The 19,429-nt window shown below is 60.5% G+C and carries 17 protein-coding genes; 11 read left to right on the top strand and 6 right to left on the bottom strand.

Annotated features, from left to right (window positions below):
• Positions 1-330: 330 nt before the first annotated feature.
• On the top strand, positions 331-831 hold the full coding sequence (locus J2X66_RS10390; RefSeq protein ID WP_027924586.1) for a phosphate-starvation-inducible protein PsiE: 501 nt from the start codon (positions 331-333) through the stop codon (positions 829-831).
• Here the strand turns inward: J2X66_RS10390 and J2X66_RS10385 are convergent.
• Together J2X66_RS10385 and J2X66_RS10380 are read right to left on the bottom strand one after the other, a co-directional pair.
• Positions 828-1,145, bottom strand: coding sequence for a DUF3509 domain-containing protein (locus J2X66_RS10385; protein WP_310263797.1), 318 nt, complete (start codon positions 1,143-1,145; stop codon positions 828-830). The two genes, J2X66_RS10390 and J2X66_RS10385, sit on opposite strands and share 4 nt — an antisense overlap.
• Positions 1,146-1,409: 264 nt before the next feature.
• On the bottom strand, positions 1,410-2,786 hold the full coding sequence (locus J2X66_RS10380; RefSeq protein ID WP_310263796.1) for an L-serine ammonia-lyase: 1,377 nt from the start codon (positions 2,784-2,786) through the stop codon (positions 1,410-1,412).
• A 135-nt stretch (positions 2,787-2,921) separates the two neighbouring features.
• On the opposite strand from J2X66_RS10380, the gene J2X66_RS10375 reads away from it, so the two are divergent.
• The 5 genes from J2X66_RS10375 (at position 2,922) to J2X66_RS10355 (ending at position 8,943) form a co-directional block, all read left to right on the top strand.
• Positions 2,922-3,869 (top strand): LysR substrate-binding domain-containing protein, encoded by a 948-nt coding sequence (locus tag J2X66_RS10375; RefSeq protein WP_310263794.1) that lies wholly within the window; start codon positions 2,922-2,924, stop codon positions 3,867-3,869.
• Between the two features lie 213 nt (positions 3,870-4,082).
• Positions 4,083-4,490 (top strand): HPF/RaiA family ribosome-associated protein, encoded by a 408-nt coding sequence (locus J2X66_RS10370; RefSeq protein WP_027924590.1) that lies wholly within the window; start codon positions 4,083-4,085, stop codon positions 4,488-4,490.
• 320 nt (positions 4,491-4,810) lie between these two features.
• Entirely contained in the window at positions 4,811-5,374 is a 564-nt protein-coding gene (locus J2X66_RS10365) for an RNA polymerase sigma factor (protein ID WP_310263791.1), read from the top strand.
• Positions 5,371-6,360, top strand: coding sequence for a FecR family protein (locus J2X66_RS10360; protein WP_310263788.1), 990 nt, complete (start codon positions 5,371-5,373; stop codon positions 6,358-6,360). Before J2X66_RS10365 ends, J2X66_RS10360 begins: the two co-directional genes overlap by 4 nt.
• Positions 6,361-6,513: 153 nt before the next feature.
• Positions 6,514-8,943 (top strand): TonB-dependent receptor, encoded by a 2,430-nt coding sequence (locus tag J2X66_RS10355; RefSeq protein ID WP_310263786.1) that lies wholly within the window; start codon positions 6,514-6,516, stop codon positions 8,941-8,943.
• Positions 8,944-8,994: 51 nt separating this feature from the next.
• Here J2X66_RS10355 and J2X66_RS10350 read toward each other — a convergent pair whose 3' ends face one another.
• Positions 8,995-9,870 carry an AraC family transcriptional regulator gene (locus J2X66_RS10350; protein ID WP_310263784.1) on the bottom strand — a complete coding sequence of 292 codons (876 nt, stop codon included), beginning with the start codon at positions 9,868-9,870 and terminating at the stop codon, positions 8,995-8,997.
• A gap of 138 nt (positions 9,871-10,008) precedes the next feature.
• Here J2X66_RS10350 and J2X66_RS10345 point away from each other — a divergent pair, with 138 nt between their 5' ends.
• Positions 10,009-10,911, top strand: a complete 903-nt coding sequence (locus tag J2X66_RS10345) for a DMT family transporter (RefSeq protein WP_310263782.1) — start codon at positions 10,009-10,011, stop codon at positions 10,909-10,911.
• A gap of 39 nt (positions 10,912-10,950) precedes the next feature.
• Here J2X66_RS10345 and J2X66_RS10340 read toward each other — a convergent pair whose 3' ends face one another.
• The 3 genes from J2X66_RS10340 to J2X66_RS10330 form a co-directional block, all read right to left on the bottom strand.
• Positions 10,951-11,925, bottom strand: a complete 975-nt coding sequence (locus J2X66_RS10340; RefSeq protein ID WP_310263781.1) for a D-glycerate dehydrogenase — start codon at positions 11,923-11,925, stop codon at positions 10,951-10,953.
• A gap of 703 nt (positions 11,926-12,628) precedes the next feature.
• Positions 12,629-13,006: a DUF6124 family protein gene (locus tag J2X66_RS10335; RefSeq protein ID WP_310263779.1), complete on the bottom strand. Its 378-nt coding sequence runs from the start codon at positions 13,004-13,006 to the stop codon at positions 12,629-12,631.
• 333 nt (positions 13,007-13,339) lie between these two features.
• Positions 13,340-14,308, bottom strand: a complete 969-nt coding sequence (locus tag J2X66_RS10330) for a LysR family transcriptional regulator (RefSeq protein ID WP_310263776.1) — start codon at positions 14,306-14,308, stop codon at positions 13,340-13,342.
• Between the two features lie 180 nt (positions 14,309-14,488).
• Between J2X66_RS10330 and J2X66_RS10325 the strand changes: the two genes are divergently transcribed.
• From J2X66_RS10325 to J2X66_RS10310, 4 genes are all read left to right on the top strand, one after another.
• On the top strand, positions 14,489-15,988 hold the full coding sequence (locus J2X66_RS10325) for an efflux transporter outer membrane subunit (protein WP_310263775.1): 1,500 nt from the start codon (positions 14,489-14,491) through the stop codon (positions 15,986-15,988).
• A gap of 139 nt (positions 15,989-16,127) precedes the next feature.
• Positions 16,128-18,320 carry an FUSC family protein gene (locus J2X66_RS10320; protein WP_310263773.1) on the top strand — a complete coding sequence of 731 codons (2,193 nt, stop codon included), beginning with the start codon at positions 16,128-16,130 and terminating at the stop codon, positions 18,318-18,320.
• Positions 18,310-18,510, top strand: a complete 201-nt coding sequence (locus tag J2X66_RS10315) for a DUF1656 domain-containing protein (RefSeq protein ID WP_008153498.1) — start codon at positions 18,310-18,312, stop codon at positions 18,508-18,510. Before J2X66_RS10320 ends, J2X66_RS10315 begins: the two co-directional genes overlap by 11 nt.
• Before the next feature lie 25 nt (positions 18,511-18,535).
• Complete coding sequence (locus J2X66_RS10310; protein WP_027924601.1) at positions 18,536-19,399, top strand: HlyD family secretion protein; 864 nt, start codon at positions 18,536-18,538, stop codon at positions 19,397-19,399.
• Positions 19,400-19,429 lie beyond the last annotated feature (30 nt).

The following is a 19,429-nucleotide window of genomic DNA, read 5'->3' as shown; positions in this document are numbered from 1 at the left end:
TTCACATTAGTTGTCTGTTTCGACCACTGTATTTATATACAGCTAAAAGGATAAGCGAATCCCTGCGCTTTGGGTAGTGGCTTTTTAATGTAGACCGAAATTGGCGTTTGTCAGGTGAACGATGTCGCCCCCACAGTGGTTTTGTGGACGCCACAGATCCCCTGTGGGAACCGAGCTTGCTCGCGATGGCGTCAATGAATACACCACAAAAGTGTCCAGCAACAACTCATCACCATCTCACCGAGAGCGACTGGCCTTTTTTCTGCATGCAGAACAACCGTCACGTCAATCCAGCATCATCCGCTCGAACCGAGCTAAGGAAGCATCATCGTGAAAATAAACTGGGCCGAGAACCTGCGGCAGAACGTGCACCAACTGGCCGAGTCCCTGGGCAATCTGTTCGTCGAGACGTTCCACTACCTGGCGCTGTTCGCCATCGGTGCTGTGACCGCTTACGCAGCGGTGATGGAATTCTTGCAGATGATCGAAGCTGGGCACATCAAGATCGACGACATCTTGCTGCTGTTCATTTACCTCGAACTGGGGGCGATGGTCGGGATTTACTTCAAGACCAACCACATGCCGGTGCGATTCCTGATCTACGTGGCGATCACCGCACTGACGCGACTGCTGATCTCCAACGTCTCGCACCACAATCCGCCGGACGTGGGGATTATCTACCTGTGCGGCGGGATTCTGCTGCTGGCGTTTTCGATTCTGGTGGTGCGCTACGCCTCGTCGCAATTTCCTTCGGTGAAGATCGAACACCCGCAACGCAAGGTCGGAGCGGGTTCCAGTGAACATCCCGAAGTGGAGAAGGGCGAGCTTTAAAGCCGGACCGAAGGTCGCGGCCGGCCTTTGACTGGCGGTGGTGGCAGGGAGCGACTGTCGCCGTCGGTCATGGCTTCGAGGATGGTCATGGCGCTGTGGCCCTGCTCGATGGCGATGCCGAACTGAATGCTTTGCACCAGGCGTTTCAGGCGCTTGGGGTCATTGCGTTGTTCGGCACTGATCATCCGTTTGGCGACCACGCGGCCGCTGTTGGAGAGGGTCAGCATGATGCTGCCGTCCAGACCCTGAATGCTCAGGTTAATCTGGTAATCCGGTGCAAAGGCATCGGTAATGACCTGAAAGGGGTTGTCCATGATGCGTCACCGCCTGATTGAACGTGCAGTTGTTGACCGGCCATGTTCGGGTTGGTTCGCAGTACCGGACCATCGGCCGATCGCTCGCTGAGGTTTCAACAGTCCTTTTGCCTCAGAGGTGACGTAGCAAGGGGCATGCCGGAAAAATTGTCGGACAATGATCACGGCAAAAAGCAGGCAGGCGCCCCGACAATCAGGCCGCCCGCTTTCTTTTTAGCTGCCCGTTTCAGGGCATGAATGCGCAGATGACCGCAGACAGTGCAATCAGCACTCCACCCAGCTCACCGCCAAACCGCCGCGTGACGTCTCTTTGTATTTGTCATGCATGTCGGCGCCGGTATCGCGCATCGTGCGGATGACCCGGTCCAGGGAAATGAAGTGCTTGCCGTCGCCGCGCAGGGCCATTTGCGTGGCGTTGATTGCTTTCACCGCGGCAATCGCGTTGCGCTCGATGCACGGCACTTGCACCAGGCCGCCGACCGGGTCGCAGGTCAGGCCGAGGTTGTGTTCCAGGCCGATTTCGGCGGCGTTTTCCAGTTGCTCCGGGGTGGCACCGAGCACGTCGGCCAGACCCGCGGCCGCCATCGCGCAGGCCGAACCGACTTCGCCCTGACAGCCGACTTCCGCGCCGGAGATCGAGGCGTTTTTCTTGCACAGAATGCCGACTGCCGCCGCGCCCAGAAAGAACGCAACCACGTCGTCGTCCGACGCGTCCGGGTTGAACTTCATGTAGTAATGCAGCACCGCCGGAATGATCCCCGCCGCACCGTTGGTCGGTGCCGTGACCATGCGCCCGCCCGCGGCATTTTCTTCGTTCACGGCGAGGGCAAACAGGTTGACCCATTCCATGGCCGACAGGGTGGAGGTGATGACATTTGGCTTGCCGATTTCCAGCAGGCTGCGGTGCAGTTTCGCCGCACGACGGGGCACGTTCAGGCCACCCGGCAGGATGCCTTCGTGACGCAAACCCTGCTCAACACACTCGCGCATCACCGACCATATGTGCAGCAAACCCTGGCGGATCTCGGCTTCGCTGCGCCACGCCAATTCGTTGGCCATCATCAATTCGGAAACGCGTAAACCGTGCTGGTTGCAGAGCCGGAGCAATTCGGCGGCGCTGGAGAAATCGTACGGCAGCACTACGTCACTGGCAGGCGCGATGCCAGACTCGGCTTGGGCCGCTTCGATGATGAAACCGCCACCCACCGAGTAGTACGTTTGTTCGTAGAGTTCCCCGGATTCGCCGAACGCTGTCAGCGACATCGCGTTGGGGTGGTAGGGCAGGCTCTCGTCCAGCAGCAGGAGGTCGTGCTGCCAGTTGAAGGCAATTGTGGATGTGCCGGCGAGGGACAATTCACCGGTTTCGCGCAAGGTCTGGATACGGCTGTCGATGGACGTGGGATCGATGCTGTCCGGCCATTCGCCCATCAGGCCCATGACGCAGGCGCGGTCGGTGGCGTGGCCAACGCCGGTGGCTGACAGGGAGCCGTAAAGGCGGATTTCTACCCGACGTACGGCGTCCAGAACATGCTGGTCAACCAGCGCCTGGGCGAAGGTCGCGGCGGCGCGCATCGGGCCGACAGTGTGGGAGCTGGACGGACCGATACCGACTTTGAAAAGATCGAAAACACTGATAGCCATGCTAAACCCTATACAAGCAACGGAAGAGAAATCGCTGCCATTTTTGTAGGACAAGCGCAATGTAGGCGATACTGCCAACCTCGCTCTGCCGTGACCAACGAAACTTCCTAAGACAGCCTTTAGCAGGACTAAACGATGAGTCGTCAATTGCACGCCCAGACCTACGTCTGGCTGCACGTGTTTTCCTGTGCCGCGCGGCACTTGTCGTTCACCCGCTGCGCCGAAGAACTGCACATCACGCCGGGTGCGGTCAGTCAGCAAATCCGGCAACTGGAAGAGCGTTTGGGTTTCCGTCTGTTTCACCGTCGTGCGCGAGGTGTGGAATTGAGCGCTGAAGGCCAGCGCCTGGCCATTACTGTTAACGAGGCGTATGGCAGCATCGATGCGGAATTGCGCCGTCTGGACGCCGGAATGATCAGTGGAACGTTGCGGTTGCGCTCGATTCCGTCATTCCTGAGCAAATGGCTGACCCCTCGCTTGCCACGTTTGCAGCAGCGTTTCCCGGACATCCAGTTGCGTCTGGTGGCCGAGGACAGCAGCGTACCGCTGCACGAAGGTGATTTCGATCTGGCCATCGACCTGAACGATGGCAGCTACCCCGGCCTGTTATCCACAGCCTTGCTCGACGAGCAGATTTTCCCGGTCTGCGCCCCGAGTCTGCTGCGAGGCCGACCGCCGCTGCATGGCCCGGCGGACCTGGTGCATTTCCCTTTGTTGCACGACATCACCGCCTGGCGTGGCAGCTATGAATATGCGGAATGGGAGTTCTACTTGAATGCCATCGGCTTCGAGGGCGCCGACGTGCGGCGCGGGCACACCTTCAATCGCAATCACCTGACCATTGAAGCGGCCATTGCCGGGATGGGCGTGGCGATTGCGCGACGCACATTGCTCAACGATGAGCTGGAGCGGGGGACATTGATCGTGCCGTTCGGGCTGGCGGTGCCCAATCACAAGCGCTACATGCTGCTGTATGCGCCGGGGGCCTTGAGCCATCCGGGCGTGCGCGCGGTGCATGACTGGCTGGTGGAGGAGGCGGGGATCTTTCGAAGTGTGCACCCGCTGGCAGAGCAGCAGATGTGAGCAATTATGACAAAGAAGCGTGTCGACCCAACTCCCGACCTTAACAGCGCTTTTGCTCGTTGTCCGGGTTTTTTTGCGAATCCATATTTATCTTTTTTTAGGGGTTGAATTGTTCTGCGCGCAGACCGATTGTGTAAGTAAGAGGTCACGGTGATGACGCCCAAGGGCTAGCCGAAAGGCCTCTCGCGAGCTAGCTGAAATAAGGGATGAACTATGCAAATCCAAGTCAACAGCGATAACCATATTCAAAGCAGCATCCGACTGGAGGAGTGGGTACGTACTACCATTGAGAGCACGCTCGAACGTTATGCAGAGGACCTGACCCGCGTCGAGGTCCACCTGTCAGACGAAAACGGCGACAAGCCCGGACCGCACGACATGCGCTGCCAGCTGGAAGCGCGGCCAAAAGGCCACCAACCGATTTCTGTCACCCATAAAGCCGATAATCTGGAACTGGCGATCGACGGCGCGGCCGAAAAACTCGAACATGCGCTGGAACACCTGTTCGGCAAACTGCGAGGCAAACCACGTGCCGCTGTGGTGCCGTTCGAACGAGCAGCAGCCGATGAGCTGCTTGAGGAAGAATTTCTCGAGAACGAGCAAGCTGCGCAAAACGGCTGACAGCTGATTCGCTTTTTATCTTTCCACCCCTGAAAACGGGCCTGCTGATGCAGGCCCGTTCTTGTTTCCGGGTTTCGCGGGCTTCCGGCGGTACACGTTCTGTGTAGCAGCCTTCGGCAGCTGCTACAGGATGTGCGCGATCCGTATCCGACAATCGGATCTCTTTGCGTATGAGAATATTTATCATTAATATTGCGCCCTCGCTGGCCCCATGACTTTCACGCGGCCTTACCGGTTTCAAGGTCGCACCATGACAGACACCCCCACGCTCCCGGTTCTCTCTCGATTGGCCGTCGCCGAATGTGCGCAAGGCTGACCCAATGATCACCCTCCCACCCGAATCTCACGACGATGAATACCGCGGGGCGCGCGCGCATTTCCTCCACGTGTTTCTTTCCCAGCGTTCGCAGATGGAAGCCTTGGTGAACCGGCGCGTGGGGTGTCGGGCGACGGCGGCGGACCTGGTGCAGGACTTGTTCCTGCGTTTCTGGCGTCGGCCGCTGGTGCAGGTCGAGGAACTCAGCACCTATCTGCTACGTTGCGCCGGCAACATCGCCATCGACCATTTACGTAGCGAAGGCACGCGGGTGCGGGTCAATGAAGGCTGGATGCCGGACGCGCCAGACAGCCATGGCAGTGAGCCGCAAGCCGCCCTCGAAGCTGGCAACGATTTGCGTCACGTCGAAGCGGCGCTGCGCGCCTTGCCGGAACGCACGCGGCAGATCTTCCTGCTCAACCGCATCCACGGTCGCAAGTACGCCGAAATCGCCAAGGCCATGGGCTTGTCCCAAAGCGCCGTGGAAAAACATATGATGCGCGCCCTCGAAGCCTGCAAGGCCAGCCTGCGGGAACCGCCCACGCGCACGCCAGGGAAAGCACCGTGAATCAGCTTCAACGCGTCACCCCGACGCCCGCTCAGGAACAGGCCGCCTTCGCGTGGCTGTGCTTGCTGCATGACCAGCCCAGCAGTGGCGATCAACTCACGTTCAGTCACTGGTTGCAGGCTGATCCCGCTCACGCCGAGGCTTATGCACAGGCGCAGGTGCTGTGGGAATTGAGCGAGTCGCCGGCGCGAACCCTGGCCGATGAAGACGCTTTCGCCTTGCAGGGTTATCTCAATGCCATGAATCAATCGCGCCGCCACAGCCTTCGGCGATGGTCGGGGGCGTTGGCGATGGCGGCGTGCCTGTTGCTGATGATGGGACTCGACGCGGGTTGGCAGCCAGTGCGATGGATTGACGACCTGGGGGCGGACTATGTCTCGGCGCCGGGGGAAATTCGCACCGTGACATTGGCGGATCAGTCGCACGTCACGCTGGATGCCGACAGTGCCATTGCCGTGGATTTCAGTCGCGGTGAGCGGCACGTCCAGTTGCGACGCGGCGCCGGGTTTTTCAGCGTGACGCATACGGGCGATCCGTTTGTGGTCGACGCTGAACAGGGCCAGGCGAAAGTACTGGGCACGCAGTTTGAAGTGCGTCTGCAACCGCAGGGTGCTCAGGTTACGGTGTTGTCCGGACGGGTCGGCGTGACGGCGAAGAAGGACGCCGAGCCGCAAATTCTGACCGCCGGCCAGCAAGTGGCCTATGGCGATGGCGCGGCGCAACAACGGCATGCGGTCGACAGCGAGGCGCAATTGGCCTGGCGTCAGGGCTGGCTCAATTACTACAAGGCGACGTTGGCGGAGGTGGTGCAGGACCTCGGTCGCTATTACCCGGGGAGGATTGTATTGCTCAACAATGAGCTGGCGGCACGGCGAATCAGTGGCAGCTTTGCGAGCAAGGATCCGCAAGCGGTGTTGAGTTCGTTGCAGGGGGTATTGGGGTTTGAGCAGCACAACGTGTTGGGGCATCTGATTATTTTGCGCTAAAGCCTCTGGCCCCATTGCGGGCAGACCCACCACCACATCCCTCAAACAAAAATATTTTCAACATTTTGATGAGGTAAACCCAACCGACATCCGTGTAGTGACTGAAATTGCGAGTCATTCGCATCCGTAATGGTTCTACACAGGTCATGAGCAATGAAGTCCAGGGCAAAATCGGGTTCGGTCAAACAGTGGTTGGGTGTTTCGGCACTGAGTATGTCGGCGCTGGCCTTGCTGCCATCGAGCATCGCCTCGGCGTCTGAAGCCAACAACACGCAACAGAGCGCCCAGTTCAGTTTTGCCATCGCCGCCAAACCACTGCCCCAGGCCCTGAGCGACTTCAGTCGGGTCACCGGCATCAGCGTGGTCTACACCGATGAAGCGCCGTACGGCCTCACCGCCCCGTCGATTAACGGCCAGTTGAGCGCCGAGCAAGCCATGCAACGTTTGCTCAGCGGCTCGGGCTTCACCTTCCGCCGCACCGATGCCAAAACCCTGATGCTGGAACCCGTGCCCACGGCCGGCACCTTGAGCCTGGGCGCGACTACCATCACCTCGGTTGCCGATCAATCCATGAGCTATCAGCCGCCGCCCACCAGTTCGGTGATGCGCTCGTCGGCCTTGCTCCAGGAAATCCCGCAGACCGTCAACGTCGTCTCGGCCCAGGTCATCCGCGATCAGTTGCCGCGCAATCTGGATGACGCGCTGGCCAACGTCAGCGGCATCACCCAGGGCAACACGCTGGCGAGCACTCAGGATTCGGTGATGACGCGCGGTTTCGGTGACAACCGTAACGGCTCGATCATGCGTGACGGCATGCCGATCGTGCAGGGTCGCGGCATGAATGAAAGCGTCGATCGCGTCGAAGTGCTCAAGGGGCCGGCCTCGCTGCTGTACGGCATTCAAGACCCGGGCGGGGTAGTCAATCTGGTCAGCAAGAAGCCGGAGCTTGAGCAATACAACGCCCTGACGCTGCGCGGTTCGACCTATGGCGATGGCAAAAACGGCAGCGGTGGCAGCCTCGACAGCACCGGCGCACTTGGCACCTCCGGCCTCGCCTACCGCATGGTGCTGGACCACGAAGATGAAGATTACTGGCGCAATTTCGGAACCCACCGCGAGTCGCTGGTGGCGCCGTCGCTGGCCTGGTTTGGCGAAAGCACCAAGCTGCTGTTCTCCTACGAACACCGCGAATTCCTGACCCCGTTTGACCGTGGCACGATCATCGATCCGCGCACTAATCACCCACTGGACATCTCACGCAACGAGCGCCTCGACGAGCCGTTCAACAACATGGAAGGCCGTTCGGACCTGTACCACTTCGAGGCCGATCACGAACTCAACGACAACTGGACCGCCCATTTCGGCTACAGCTGGAACCGTGAAACCTACGACGCCAGCCAGGTGCGCGTCACCGCCATCGACACCAAAAAAGGCACGCTGACCCGCAGCATGGACGGCACGCAGAACGCGATCAGCACCGACCGCTTCACCACCGCCAGCCTCGAAGGCAATGTCGAGTTCGCCGGGATGAAACACGACCTGGTGTTCGGCGTCGATGACGAGTACCGCAAGATCTACCGCGAAGACCTGATCCGTCAGAAAAGCCTGAGCACCTTCAGTTACGTCAATCCGGTCTACGGTCGCGAAGTCGCCGGCACCACCGTCAGCCCGGCGGACAGCGCGCAAACCGATGAACTGCGCAGCGATTCGATCTTCCTGCAGGACTCGATTCACCTCACCGATCAATGGATCTTCGTCGCGGGTGGGCGCTTCCAGGCGTACGACCAATACGCCGGCAAAGGCGTGCCGTTCAAGGCCAATACCGACAGCAACGGCCAGAAGTGGGTACCGCGCGCGGGGCTGGTCTATCGCTACACCGATGAACTGTCGTTCTACGGCAGCTACACCGAATCGTTCAAACCCAACTCCACCATCGCGCCTTTGAGCGGCAGCAGCACCGTACTCGATGGCAGCATCGCGCCGGAAGAAGCCAAGGCCTGGGAAATCGGTGCCAAGTTCGACATGCCGGGGCGCATCACCGGTGACATCGCGCTGTTCGACATCAAGAAACGCAACGTGCTGGTGGCCAACTCCGAAGGCCCGGTGACGATCTACAGCGCTGCTGGCGAAGTGCGTTCCCGTGGCCTGGAAGTGGACGTGACGGGACAACTGACGGACCGCTGGAGCATGATCGGCAGTTACGCCTACACCGATGCCGAAGTCACCGAAGACCCTGACTACAAAGGCAAGCAGCTGCAAAACGTCGCCAAGAACAGCGGCTCGCTGTCGGCGGTCTATGACTTCGGCACCATTGTCGGTGGCGATCAGTTGCGGGTCGGCGCCGGGGCGCGTTATGTCGGTGAGCGAGCGGGGAATGCTGTGAACGATTTTGACCTGCCGAGCTACACCGTGGCGGATGCATTCGCCACGTACGACACCAAGGTTGAAGGGCAGCGGGTCAAGTTTCAGCTCAACGTGAAGAACCTGTTTGACCGCACGTACTACACCTCGGCGGCGAGCCGGTTCTTTGTGTCGATGGGGGATTCGCGGCAGGTGTTGTTGTCGAGCACGTTGGAGTTTTGATCCCGAACCGCGTCATCGTTCTTCGCGAGCAGGCGCCAATAATCTTCAGGATTAGCGCAAAAACGCCTGCCGATACTCCCCAGGCGTCCCACCCAAAGCCTGCCGAAACCGATTGGTGAAATGACTCGCACTGGCAAACCCGCACGCCAACGCAATCTCTCCCAACGGCTGCGACGTCGAGCGCAACAACTCCCGCGCCCGGCTCAATCGGCGAGCCAGCACATACTGATGCGGCGGCAAACCAAAGCTCTCGCGAAACATCCGCGCAAAGTGATATTCCGACAGCGCACACAGCGCAGCCAGTTGCCCAAGGCTGATGGCCTCGGCCAATTGATGATCGATGAACTGAACCAACTGCCGTCGCTGATGCGCCGCCAGTCCACCCTTGAGCCGCAACCCCTCGCGCATGCCGACCTGGCCAAGCAATACGTGGCTGAGCATTTCATGGGCCAGGCTGCTGGTCAGCAAACGTTCGCCGGGTTCATCCCAGTTGAGGCTGAGCATCTGTCGAAAGCGTCGGGCTTGCGCTGGATCGTCGAGGAAAGTGCCTTCGCGTAATTGCAGTTCACGCGGTTCGCGGTCCAGCAGCGTGACGCAGCCGAGGGCGAATTGTTCGGGGCTGAAATACAGGTGGGCCAGGCGAATGTCGCCATTGATCACCCAGCCTGACTGGTGATCCGCTGGCAGGATGCACAGCTTGTCCGGGCCGCCCTTGGTGCCGGGCTGGTCGCGGCGGAAGGTGCCGGTGCCGCCGGCGATGTAGCACGACAGCGTGTGATGGCTCGGCGCTTCGTAGTCCTGGGCGTCGTGATGGTTGCTCCACAAGGCTGCAGCCATGCCGTCACCGAGCTCGGCGCTGTGCTCAAGGCGAGCATTGGGCGAGCGGTTGAGGGCTTGAAAGACTTGCAGCGTTTCCAGTGCGGGCATGATCGGTTCTCTCCAACGCCTTGCATCCTACTCCGTAGACCTTGGCCTGCCAGCCTCCGGGCCGACAAAAGCGCAAGTTTATGCAAGTGCGATCCGAGCGCCCGCAGGACACTGAGCCTCTATTGAGGAGTGTTTGCCATGAATCTGTCGTTGTACTTGCTGACCGTGCTGATCTGGGGCACCACCTGGATTGCCTTGAAATGGCAATTGGGCGTGGTCGCGATTCCGGTGTCGATCGTCTATCGCTTCGGCCTCGCGGCGCTGGTGTTGTTTGCACTGCTGCTGTTGAGTCGACGTCTGCAAGTGATGAACCGGCGCGGGCACTTGATTTGTCTGGCGCAGGGGCTGTGCCTGTTCTGCGTCAACTTCATGTGTTTCCTGACGGCCAGCCAGTGGATTCCCAGCGGCCTGGTCGCCGTGGTGTTTTCTACCGCAACGTTGTGGAACGCCCTGAATGCGCGGGTGTTCTTCGGCCAGAAAATCGCCCGCAATGTGCTGATGGGCGGTGCGTTGGGTTTGTTCGGACTTGGCCTGCTGTTCTGGCCTGAGCTGGCCGGTCATACCGCAAGCCCGGAAACCTTGCTCGGCCTGGGCCTGGCGCTGCTCGGAACCCTGTGCTTCTCGGCCGGCAACATGCTGTCGAGCCTGCAACAGAAGGCCGGTCTGAAACCGCTGACCACCAACGCCTGGGGCATGGCGTATGGCGCGGCGATGTTGTCGGTGTGGTGCCTGGTCAAAGGCATTCCGTTCGACATCGAATGGAGCACGCGTTACATCGGCTCGTTGTTGTACCTGGTCATTCCCGGTTCCGTGATCGGCTTCACCGCTTACCTGACATTGGTGGGCCGCATGGGGCCAGAACGCGCGGCCTATTGCACCGTGTTGTTCCCGGTGGTGGCGTTGAACGTGTCGGCGTTTGCCGAAGGCTACCAATGGACCGCACCGGCCTTGGTGGGCCTGGTCCTGGTAATGCTGGGCAACGTATTGGTGTTTCGTAAGCCCAAGCCACCAGCATTGCAGGGGAATGGCAAACTGGCTTGAACGAACGGGCAGACGCTTAAAAACGTCTGCCCGTTGTCATTAGCCTTTCCAGACTTGCGGGTTGACCAGATCTTGCGGGCGCTCGCCCAGCAAGGCGCTGCGCAAGTTGGCCAATGCACGGTTGGCCATGGCTTCACGGGTTTCGTGGGTGGCGGAACCGATGTGCGGCAATGTCACTGCGTTTTTCAGCTGGAACAGCGGCGACTCGGCCAGCGGTTCTTTCTCGTAGACGTCCAGACCGGCGCCGCGAATGCGGTTGTTTTGCAGCGCGTCGATCAGGGCCGGCTCGTCGACGACCGGGCCACGCGAGATGTTCACCAGAATCGCGCTCGGCTTCATCAGCGCCAGTTCACGGTGGCTGATCAGGTGCCGGGTTTTTTCGCTGAGCGGCACCACCAGACAGACGAAATCGGCTTCGGCCAGCAGTTGATCCAGCGTGCGGAACTGCGCGCCGAGCGCTTGTTCCAGCTCGGTCTTACGGCTGTTGCCGCTGTAGATGATCGGCATGCTGAAGCCCAGGCGACCCCGGCGGGCAATGGCCGCGCCGATGTTGCCCATGCCGACGATGCCCAGGGTTTTGCCGTGTACATCAGTGCCGAACAACGGCGCGCCGACGGTGGCTTGCCATTGTCCGGCCTTGGTCCAGGCGTCCAGTTCGGCAACACGACGAGCGCTGCTCATCAGCAGTGAAAACGCCAGGTCGGCGGTGCTTTCGGTGAGCACGTCCGGGGTGTTGGTGAGCATGATCCCGCGTTCGTTGAAGTAGGCAACGTCGTAGTTGTCGTAGCCGACCGAGACGCTGGACACCACTTCCAGTCTGGCGGCGTTCTCCAGTTGTGCACGACCGAGTTTGCGACCGACACCGATCAGGCCGTGGGCGTGGGGCAGGGCTTCGTTGAATTGGGCATTGATGTCGCCGTTTTTCGGATTCGGCACGATCACGTCGAAGTCTTGTTGCAGGCGTTCAACCATTTGCGGCGTGACACGGCTGAAGGCGAGGACAGTCTTTTTCATGGGAGGAGGGCTCGTCGGGCGTGGAGAATGCCAAGCACGCTAACATTCTTCCCCGCTGTTGTGCGAGTGCCCGGATTACCGGATATACATCGACCATAACTGTAGGAGCCGAGCCTGCTCGCGAAGGCGTCCTGACAGACGACCATTCTCTTTCTTAGTGTACATATCCATTCCTGCGGTAACGGCCGCTGGCGGTTTCGCCCTTACGGCGAGGCACTTTTTTCAAACGCCAAAGAAGTACCCAAAAAGGCTCGCCCCGAGCGTCCGGCCCCTCGCTTAGGCTCGGCGTTCCTTCGCTCCGGTATCCATCCGGGGACACTGCCCGCAGGTTGGCTTCGCTACGACCTACATGCAGCGTGTTCGACTGCGTCGAACGGCGCTGCGCGCCACTCCCCGGATGCACACCTCCACTCAGCCTCCCGAGGGGGCGGTAGATCAAAAGCCAAAGATCAAAAGCTTTCAGGCGAGCTAACGCTCGGCCTGTTGAGTGGTGAGGAGCGGTGGGTGTACACCGATGTATGTAGGAGCCTGGCTTGCCAGCGATGGCGGCCTGACAGCCGACCAATCTCCATCAGGTGTACACAACCCAACTGTGGGAGCGAGCCTGCTCGCGAAAGCGGTATGCCAGACAACATTGATGTTGAATGTTAAATCGCATTCGCGAGCAGGCTCGCTTCCATAGGGATTGGCGTTTACTGGGGGATTAGCGATGTGACGCGGGTTTGGGCAGTACGAGGTTGTCCATCATCCGGTTTGCCGCCAGTTCGGCGAGCATGACGATCTGCTGGATGGCCATGGCGGTGTTGCGGTGCGGGCCTTCCAGGTAGGCGGCAAAATCGCCGGCCATGACGCTGGCCTGGGCCAGGGTTTCACAGGTGTGGGCCAGCAGATCTTCGTCTTTGAGGTCCGGTGCAAGCATGAACATGGTGCTGGGTTTGCGGGTGGGCGGTGACTTCAGTACTGCAGGGTTGAGGTAGTGATTTAGCGCGCGTTCGGCGGCGTCGTGGAATTTTTTGGAATCGACGGATTCGTAGGGGGAAACGTCGTCGGTTTCCGGGGGATTCGGAGTTTCTTTAATCATATGGAAGTTACTCAATGGCGATGAAATGGAGCTGCCATCTTTCGATTTCCAGGCGAAAGGGTGGCAACTGTGCGCGGACTGGAAAAACCGGACCACCATCACACCCGGCAGACCCGAAGGTCTCCCGCGCACAGCCGCCATAACAAAGAACTGCGTGCAAAAAAAAGCGCCGCAGTATGCCATGAGGTGTGATGGAGGGTTGTCAGGTTTTCCAGACCTGATCGCTGATTTGGCAGCGACACCCAAAGCCTACCCATTTCCCGTCTGACCCAACAACCGACAGAACGCGTCGGAATCCTTCCCCAAAATCAGCGCGTCTGTAGGACCGTGGAGTCAGTTCGCCAGCCGAGCCCCACCCAGGCTCCCGCTCAATTCATACGCCGCCAACTCCGCCTGATGCGCCGCCAGAATTTCGGGCAACGACCCGCGCAAGTACTCAACCCACGTTTTAATCTTCGCATCCAGATATTGCCGCGAAGGGTAGATCGCATACAGGTTCAGTTCCTGCGAGCGGTAGTTCGGCATCACCCGCACCAGCGAGCCGTTGCGCAAGCCTTCAATCGCCGCATACACCGGCAGCACGCCAACACCCATGCCGCTGGTGATCGCGGTCTTCATCGCGTCTGCCGAGTTCACCAGAAACGGCGAGCTGTTAATCGTCACGGTCTCCTGGCCGTCGGGACCGTCGAAGGCCCATTTTTCCAGCGGGATCACCGGGCTTACCAGGCGCAGGCACATGTGGTTCAGCAAATCGCTGGGCTTCTGCGCGCAGCCGTTGGCTTTCACGTACGCCGGCGAGGCGCAGACAATGCTGTAGGTGATACCCAGCCGCTGGGACACGAAGCCGGAATCCGGCAGTTCGCTGGCGAGGACGATGGACACGTCGTAGCCCTCATCCAACAAGTCCGGCACGCGGTTGGCCATGGTCAGGTCGAAGGTGACGTCCGGGTGCGTCTTGCGATAACGGGCGATGGCGTCGATCACGAAGTGCTGACCGATGCCGGTCATGGTGTGCACTTTGAGCTGCCCGGCCGGCCGCGCATGGGCGTCGCTGGCCTCGGCTTCGGCTTCTTCGACGTAGGCGAGGATCTGCTCGCAGCGCAACAGGTAGCGCTTGCCGGCCTCGGTCAACGCGATGCGGCGAGTGGTGCGGTTGAGCAGGCGGGTTTGCAGGTGGGCTTCCAGGTTGGAGACCGCGCGCGAGACGTTGGCGGTGGTGGTGTCCAGTTGCACGGCGGCAGCGGTGAAGCTGCCGGCCTCGGCCACGTAACTGAAGGCGCGCATGTTTTGCAAAGTGTCCATGGGGTGCTCTCAAGGGAGATGGCAAATTGTGACACAAGGTTTCAAGGTCTGAGACCCCGACCAAGGGATTATCGCGTGAACGGTAACAAAGATTCACAAGAATCCCAGCTTATCGCCGTTCCGGCCGCCCCCTAGAATTGCGCATCTCCGAAACACCCCCCACCTCAGGAAATCGCAGCAGTGCCGCGTCGCATCAGCAGAGCGCTTCAGACGCTCAGTGTTTTGGCTTTAACCCTGGCAATCAGCGGCTGCATCGGAACCGGAGGTATTGCCCCGCAGGGCAAGGCACTGGAGGCTGACTCACTGGCCACCGACGAAGCCATTCAACACGCTGCGCAGGACGCGCATTGGCCCACCGCTCAATGGTGGCAGGCCTATGGCGACCCACAACTGAACCGCTGGATCGACCTCGCCGTGCAAGGCAGCCCGAGCATGGCCATGGCGGCGGCGCGGGTGCGCCAGGCCAAATCCATGGCCGGCATCGCCGAGTCCGCCGAATCGTTGCAAATCAACGGCGAATCCACCCTCAAGCGCCACAACTGGCCCACCGATCAGTTTTACGGGCCGGGCGAGTTGGCCAACACGACCACCTGGGACAACAACGCCGCGCTGGGCTTCAGCTACGCGCTCGACCTCTGGGGCCGCGAAAGCAATGCCACCGAGCGCGCCGTGGACATGGCGCACATGAGCGCCGCCGAAGCGCGTCTGGCGCAGCTCGAATTGCAGAACAACATCGTGCGCGCCTACATCGAGCTGTCGTTGCATTACGCCCAGCGCGACATTGTTGAAGCGACACTGCAGCAGCAACAGCAGATTCTCGACCTCGCACAGAAGCGTCTGAACGGTGGCATCGGTACGCACTTTGAAGTCAGTCAGGCACAAACGCCGTTGCCGGAAACCCATCGCCAGATCGATGCGCTGGACGAAGAAATCGCCCTCAGCCGCAATCAGCTCGCGGCCCTGGCAGGCAAGGGGCCGGGCGAAGGCGCGCAATTGCAGCGACCAACGCTGTCGTTGGGTGCGGCGCTGAAACTGCCATCGTCGTTGCCCGCGCAATTGCTCGGCCAACGCCCGGACGTGGTTGCCAGTCGCTGGCAAGTGGCGGCGCAGGCTCGCGGTATCGATGTCGCCCACGCCGGTTTTTATCCCAACGTCGATCTGGTCGGCAGCCTCGGCTACATGGCCACGGGCGGTGGAGCGCTGGAGTTTTTAACCGGCAAGAAACTCAACTACAGCGTTGGCCCGGCGATCTCGTTGCCGATTTTCGACGGTGGGCGTTTGCGCTCCGAGTTGGGCGAAGCCTCGGCGGGGTATGACATCGCCGTGGCCAAGTACAACCAGACGCTGGTCAATGCGCTGAAAAGCATCTCCGATCAGTTGATCCGTCGCGAGTCGATGGACAAGCAACAGGCTTTCGCCGCTGAGTCTGTGGCCACGGCGCAGAAAACGTATGACATCGCGATGATCGCCTATCAACGCGGGTTGACCGACTACCTCAATGTGCTTAACGCGCAGACGTTATTGTTCAAGCAGCAGCAGGTTCAGCAGCAGGTGCAGGCGGCGCGGTTGAGTGCTCATGCGGAACTGGTGACGGCGTTGGGTGGCGGGCTGGGGGCGGGTAATGATGTGCCGAAAGATAGCCAGACCCAGGCCCCGAAAACCCCGAGTCTCCTGAAGTGAACACGGCCCCTGTAGGAGTGAGCCTGCTCGCGATGAGGCCGTGTCAGTCAATGTATGTGTCGCCTGACACTGCGCCATCGCGAGCAGGCTCACTCCTACAGATTCTGCATCTGAATCGAATCTCAATGAGCAGGATTTCATGACCCCCTTGCCCGCACCCTTGCGCTGGCTATATTCCCTTGAATGGCGCCGGGGCTTTTTCGACTGGGCACGCAGCGATGGTGTGACCTGGGTCTACATCTTCAAGGTGTTGTTCGCCGCCTTCCTGACCTTGTGGCTGGCGATGCGCCTGGAATTGCCGCAACCGCGCACGGCAATGATCACCGTGTTCATCGTCATGCAGCCGCAAAGCGGTCAGGTGTTCGCCAAGAGTTTTTACCGCTTTCTGGGCACCTTGACCGGCTCGGCGGTGATGGTCGCGTTGATTGCCTTGTTCGCGCAAAACACCGAACTGTTCCTCGGCTCGCTGGCGATCTGGGTTGGCATCTGCACGGCCGGTGCGGCGCGGTATCGTAACTTTCGCGCCTACGGTTTTGTGTTGGCCGGCTACACCGCCGCGATGGTCGGATTACCTGCGCTGGCGCACCCGGACGGGGCGTTCATGGCCGCCGTTTGGCGGGTGCTGGAAATCTCCCTCGGCATTCTCTGCTCGACGCTGGTCAGCGCCGCGATCCTGCCGCAAACCGCCAGCGCGGCGATGCGAAACGCCTTGTACCAGCGCTTCGGCGTGTTTGCCCGGTTCGTCACCGATGGCTTGCGCGGTCGCAGCAAACGGGAGGCTTTTGAAGCCAGCAACGTGCGCTTCATCGCTGAAGCGGTGGGGCTGGAAGGCTTGCGCAGCGTGACCGTGTTCGAAGACCCGCACATGCGTCGACGCAACGGTCGGCTCAATCGCTTGAACAGCGAGTTCATGGGCATCACCACCCGCTTCAACGCCTTGCATCAGTTGCTCGAACGCTTGCGCAGCAGCGGCGCCGAACCTGCGGTCGCCGCGATCAAACCGGGTTTGCAGGACCTGGCGGAAGTGCTCGACGGTTTCAGCGGACGCGCCCTGACCGACGCGGACGCGGCACGCCTGGTCGTCGAGTTGAGCGCTTATAAAGAAGGTTTGCCCGCGCGGGTTCGCCGCTTGCGCGCGAGCTTTCAGGAGAGCAACCCGAGCGACGCCGAACTGCTGGATTTCCACACCGCGTACGAGTTGCTCTATCGCTTCGTCGACGACCTGCACAGTTATGCACAGACCCACGCCTCACTCGCCGAGCACAGCCATGCGCGCGAGCAATGGGACGAACCGTTCACCCCGCAAACCAACTGGATGGCCTCGGCGGCGTCGGGGATTCGGGCGGCGTTCATTCTGGTGGTGCTCGGCAGCTATTGGGTGGCGACCGCATGGCCCAGCGGCGCGACGATGACCTTGATTGCGGCGGCAACTGTCGGCCTTTCAGCCGCCACGCCGAACCCGAAACGCATGGCGTTTCAGATGGCCTGCGGGACGTTCCTTGGCGCACTGATCGGTTTCGTCGAGATGTTTTTCATCTTCCCGTGGATCGACGGTTTCCCGTTGCTGTGCGTGATGCTCGCGCCGGTGATCGTGCTCGGTTCGTTCCTTACGTCGCGACCGCAATACGCCGGTGTCGGTCTCGGTTTGCTGATCTTTTTCAGCACCGGTTCGGTGCCGGACAACCTCACGGTCTACAACCCTTACGCTTTCATCAACGACTACATCGCCATGGTGCTCGGCATGCTGGTCTGCGCCGCGGCCGGGGCGATTATTTTGCCACCGAACAGTCGCTGGTTGTGGCGACGGCTGGAGCAGGACCTGCGTGGGCAAGTGGTGTATGCGATCAGCGGCAAACTCAAGGGTTTGGCGTCGAGTTTTGAGAGCCGAACACGGGACTTGCTGCATCAGGCGTATGGCCTTGCGGCGGGGCAACCGCAGGTACAAAGCAACTTGCTGCGCTGGATGTTCGTGGTGCTGGAAGTCGGCCACGCGATCATCGAGTTGCGCAAGGAACAGGCGATTCTGCCCGTGCATCCGGCGTATGCCGAATCGCAACCGTGGCGTCAGGCGATCCGCGTGATGGGGCGTTCGCTGGTGCGGCTGTTCCTGCAACCGAGCCAGAACAATCTGGAGCGCAGTTTGATCGCGGTCGACCATGCGATCAGCCGCGTGCAAGCCACGGATGAACCTTTCGCACCGCACTTCGACACCTCGGCCCTGCGCCGGGTGAAGAGTTACCTGCACTTCATTCGCACCTCATTACTGGACCCGCAATCGCCGCTCGTGGCCTACACGAAAACTGCGCCCCAAGGACTTGAACATGCCTCGTGAAATCGCCTTCCACGGCGTGTACATGCCCACCATGACGCTGATGTTTTTCATCGCCGCCGCACTGGCCTGGGCGCTGGACCGGTTCTTGTCCGGGTTCGACCTGTACCGCTTCTTCTGGCACCCGGCGCTGCTGCGCCTGAGCCTGTTTACCTGTCTGTTCGGCGCCCTGGCGCTGACTGTTTATCACTGACTCTCTATCTCTGAAGAAGGCCCTGATGAAAAAGCTTTTCAGCCTGCTCGCGACCCTGTTGGTGCTGGCCCTCGCACTATGGATCGGCCGGACCTTGTGGGTGCATTACATGGACACCCCGTGGACCCGCGATGGCCGGGTGCGCGCCGACATCATCAATGTCGCCGCCGACGTCACCGGGGAAGTGGTGGACGTGCCGGTGCGTGACAACCAACAAGTGAAGAAGGGCGATCTGCTGATGCAGATCGATCCCGAGCACTACCGCATCGCGGTCAAGCAGGCGCAGTCGCTGGTGGCTTCACGCAAGGCCACGTGGGAAATGCGCAAGGTCAACGCCCGCCGCCGTGCGGACATGGACAACCTGGTGATCTCCCGGGAAAATCGCGACGACGCCAGCAACATCGCGGACTCGGCGCTGGCCGATTATCAACACGCGCAGGCGCAGCTCGAAGCTGCCGAGCTGAACCTCAAACGCACCGAAGTGCGGGCGGCGGTGGACGGTTACGTGACCAACCTCAACGTCCATCGTGGCGACTACGCGCGCATCGGCGAAGCGAAAATGGCCGTGGTCGATATGAACTCGTTCTGGGTGTATGGCTTCTTCGAAGAAACCAAATTGCCGCACGTGCGCGTGGGCGATAAGGCCGATATGCAGTTGATGAGCGGCGAGGTGCTGAAGGGGCATGTGGAGAGTATTTCTCGCGGCATCTACGATCGGGATAACCCGGAGAGTCGAGAACTGATTGCCGATGTGAACCCGACGTTCAACTGGGTGCGATTGGCGCAGCGAGTGCCGGTGCGGATTCACATTGATGAAGTGCCGGAGGGGGTGCTGTTGGCGGCGGGGATTACGTGTACGGTGGTGGTTAACCCAGCAGTTGGCGAGTAACCCTGTGGCGACGGGGGGCAAGCCCCTTCG

Origin of the sequence: Pseudomonas sp. 3296 (assembly GCF_031456615.1) — a bacterium.
Lineage (GTDB): Bacteria > Pseudomonadota > Gammaproteobacteria > Pseudomonadales > Pseudomonadaceae > Aquipseudomonas > Aquipseudomonas mucoides.
This window is presented reverse-complemented; position numbering and strand designations above follow the sequence as displayed.